This is a genomic window from Streptomyces torulosus, assembly GCF_001419765.1.
GTDB lineage: Bacteria > Actinomycetota > Actinomycetes > Streptomycetales > Streptomycetaceae > Streptomyces > Streptomyces torulosus.
On record NZ_LIRK01000061.1, the window covers coordinates 540 to 4299 of the forward strand.

A 3760-nucleotide genomic window follows, 5' to 3' on the forward strand; every position below is an offset into this window, starting at 1 on the left:
GGCATCTACCCCGAGGGCACCCGCTCGCCCGACGGCCGCCTCTACCGGGGCAAGCCCGGCGGCCTCGCCCGCGTGGCCCTCGCCACCGGCGCGCCCGTCATCCCCGTCGCGATGATCGACACCGAGAAGATCCAGCCGCCCGGCAAGGTCCTGCCGAAGATCATGCGGCCCGGCATCCGGATCGGCAAGCCTCTCGACTTCAGCCGCTACCAGGGCATGGAGCACGACCGCTTCGTCCTGCGGGCGCTGACCGACGAGGTCATGTACGAGATCATGAAGCTCTCGGGCCAGGAGTACGTCGACATCTACGCGACCGCCGCCAAGCGGCAGATCGCGGACGCGGCCAAGGCGGAGAAGGAGGCCGACAAGGCCGACAAGGCCGCCAGGGCGGCCCTCGCCAAGGCCGAGAGGGACCAGGCGGCCAAGGAGCAGGCCGAGAAGTCCACGGGGGACCGGGACCGGCCGGCTTCGTAGCGGTCGCGTTCCCGGATACGGTCGCGTGCGGACAACGCGTCCGTCGTGGGTGGGGTGGGGGTCGGGCACATGCCGAAGCGCGAGAGAGTCATGAGGATGTCGGTCGAGCTGCCGCTGTGGCGCGCGCTCACCGGCTACCGGGTCCTGACGATGATCTACGCGGTAGGCCTGTTCATCAGCGCCTACGGCAAGTTCCCCCGCCCCTGGCTCGCGATCGGCTACTTCGTGGTGCTGGCCGGCTGGACCCTGGCGACCCTGCCCAAGGTCGCCAACGCGGCCAGCTGCACCAAACGGTTCCTCGCCGCCGACCTCACCATCGCGGTCGTCGGCATCCTGCTCACCCGGCTCGCCGACTCCCCGGCGCGGATCGAGGCAGGCGGCCCCACCCTGCCGTCGATATGGACCGCGGGCGCCGTCCTGGCCTTCGCCATCAAGGGCGGCTGGCGGTGGGCGGCCTTCGCCTCCACCCTCATCGCCGTCGCCAACCTGGTCCACCGCGGCGCCCCCACCCGCGACACCGTCCACAACGTGCTCCTCGTGTGGGTCGCCTCCATCGCCATCGGCTACGTCGTCGAGGTGGCCCGCGCCTCCGAGCGCACCCTCGCCCGCGCCCTGGAGATCGAGGCCGCCACCCGTGAGCGGGAGCGCCTCGCCCGCGACATCCACGACAGCGTGCTCCAGGTCCTCGCCATGGTGCAGCGGCGCGGCACCGCCCTCGGCGGCGAGGCCGCGGAGCTGGGCCGGATGGCCGGCGAGCAGGAGGTCGCCCTGCGCACCCTGGTCTCCGGCGGCCTCGTACCGGTCTCCCGGATCTCGGAGGACGCGGCCGAGGGAGCGCTCGTCCGGGTGGTCGACGAGCCGGACACGGCGGAGTCCGGCGACGGTCCGCTCGACCTGCGCTCCCTGCTCGCCCCCTACGCCGGGGCGAAGGTCACCCTGTCCGAGCCGGGCGGCCCGGTGGAGCTGGCCCCGCACGCCGCACGGGAGCTGGCCGCCGCCGTCGGCGCCGCCCTGGACAATGTGCGCCGGCACGCCGGTGAGCGGGCGCGGGCCTGGATCCTGGTCGAGGACTGGACGGACGAGGTCATCGTGACCGTACGGGACGACGGGCCCGGCATCCCCGAGGGGCGGCTCGCCCAGGCCGAGGGCGAGGGACGGCTCGGGGTGGCCCTGTCCATCCGGGGCCGGCTGCGCGACATCGGCGGCACGGCCGAGCTGATCTCGGTGCCGGGACAGGGCACGGAAGTCGAACTGAAGGTACCCAGGGCCTCGGAAGCACCGAAGGACACACGGGGGAAGGCGGAGAAGCGGTGACGGACAACGTGCTGGACGGACAGGAGCGGTCGGGCGTCGACGGGCAGGGGCCGGGCGGCCCGATCAAGGTCATGGTGGTCGACGACCACCCCATGTGGCGCGACGCCGTCGCCCGCGACCTGACCGAGTCCGGCTTCGACGTGGTCGCCACGGCGGGCGACGGCGACCAGGCGGTACGCCGCGCCAAGGCCGCCGCGCCCGACGTCCTCGTGCTGGACCTCAACCTGCCCGCGAAGCCCGGTGTCCAGGTCTGCAAGGAACTGGTCGGCGCCAACCCCGCCCTGCGGGTCCTCGTGCTGTCGGCGAGCGGCGAGCACGCGGACGTGCTGGAGGCGGTGAAGTCCGGCGCCACGGGCTATCTGCTGAAGTCCGCCTCGACCGAGGAACTGATCGACGCCGTACGCCGCACCGCCGTCGGCGACCCCGTCTTCACCCCCGGCCTCGCCGGCCTCGTCCTCGGCGAGTACCGCCGTCTCGCCTCCGAGCCGGTGCCCGTCGCGGGCGCCGACGAGCCGAAGGCGCCGCAGCTCACCGACCGTGAGACGGAGGTGCTCCGCCTCGTCGCCAAGGGCCTGAGCTACAAGCAGATCGCCGAGCGCCTCGTCATCTCGCACCGCACGGTCCAGAACCATGTGCAGAACACCCTCGGCAAGCTCCAGCTCCACAACCGGGTGGAACTGGTCCGCTACGCCATCGAACGCGGCCTCGACGACGAGTAGACCGCCGTCCACCCGGCCGTCCCGGCCTGCGTAGATCGACAAATGCGTCCATAGACCAATCCGAGGAGTAAACCAACCGCCCGACAGTTCACCGGAATTGCCCTTACCCGGTCATGTCGAAGTGACCTGCGTCACCATTACGGTGCTGCGGAAGGCTTACGGCAACCGCGGTGAAGGGACATTTCCATGCGGGTCGGAGTACTGACCGGAGGCGGCGACTGCCCCGGGCTCAACGCCGTCATCCGGGGCATCGTCCGCAAGGGCGTGCAGGAGTACGGCTATGACTTCGTCGGCTTCCGGGACGGCTGGCGGGGTCCGCTCGAGAACGACACCGTCCGCCTCGACATCCCCGCAGTGCGTGGCATCCTGCCGCGCGGCGGCACGATCCTCGGCTCCTCGCGCACCAACCCGCTCAAGGAGGAGAGCGGCATCCGCCGCATCAAGGACAACCTCGCCAAGCAGGAGGTCGAGGCGCTCGTCGCCATCGGCGGCGAGGACACGCTGGGCGTGGCCGCGCGCCTGTCGGACGAGTACGGCGTGCCCTGCGTGGGCGTTCCGAAGACGATCGACAACGACCTGTCGGCCACGGACTACACCTTCGGTTTCGACACGGCCGTGGGCATCGCGACCGAGGCGATCGACCGGCTGCACACCACGGCCGAGTCCCATATGCGGGTCCTGGTGGTGGAGGTGATGGGCCGCCACGCCGGCTGGATCGCCATCCACTCCGGCCTGGCCGGCGGCGCCAACGTCATCCTCATCCCCGAGCAGCGCTTCGACGTCGACAAGGTGTGCGCCTGGGTGACGTCCCGCTTCAAGGCCTCGTACGCGCCGATCGTGGTCGTGGCGGAGGGCGCGATGCCGAAGGACGGCCAGATGGTCCTGAAGGACGAGTCCCTCGACTCCTTCGGGCACGTCCGGCTGTCCGGGGTCGGCGAATGGCTGGCCAAGGAGATCGAGAAGCGCACGGGCAAGGAGGCCCGGACGACCGTCCTCGGCCATGTCCAGCGCGGGGGCACGCCCAGCGCGTTCGACCGCTGGCTCGCCACGCGGTTCGGGCTCCACGCGATCGACGCGGTCCGTGACGGGGACTTCGGCAAGATGGTCGCGCTGCGCGGCACGGACATCGTCCGCGTCCCGATCGCCGACGCGACGGCCAAGCTGAAGACGGTGGATCCCGCGCTGTACGAGGAGGTCGGCGTGTTCTTCGGCTGACCGGGGGAGGGGTTCGCGAGCGTTGCCGGGTGCGGGTG

4 protein-coding genes are annotated in these 3760 nt (G+C 71.4%); all 4 read left to right on the forward strand.

The annotated features are described in order from the left end of the window. The coding region (locus AOK23_RS49425) for a lysophospholipid acyltransferase family protein (protein WP_240496269.1) at positions 1-474 on the forward strand (474 nt) is incomplete at its 5' end. A gap of 69 nt (positions 475-543) precedes the next feature. Further along, a complete protein-coding gene (gene macS / locus AOK23_RS05735; RefSeq protein WP_206336122.1) occupies positions 544-1788 on the forward strand; it encodes a MacS family sensor histidine kinase in 1245 nt (414 codons plus the stop codon). A gap of 71 nt (positions 1789-1859) precedes the next feature. After that, positions 1860-2507: a response regulator gene (locus AOK23_RS05740; protein ID WP_055711655.1), complete on the forward strand. Its 648-nt coding sequence runs from the start codon at positions 1860-1862 to the stop codon at positions 2505-2507. 186 nt (positions 2508-2693) lie between these two features. Continuing rightward, positions 2694-3722 carry a 6-phosphofructokinase gene (locus tag AOK23_RS05745; protein WP_055539407.1) on the forward strand — a complete coding sequence of 343 codons (1029 nt, stop codon included), beginning with the start codon at positions 2694-2696 and terminating at the stop codon, positions 3720-3722. Positions 3723-3760 lie beyond the last annotated feature (38 nt).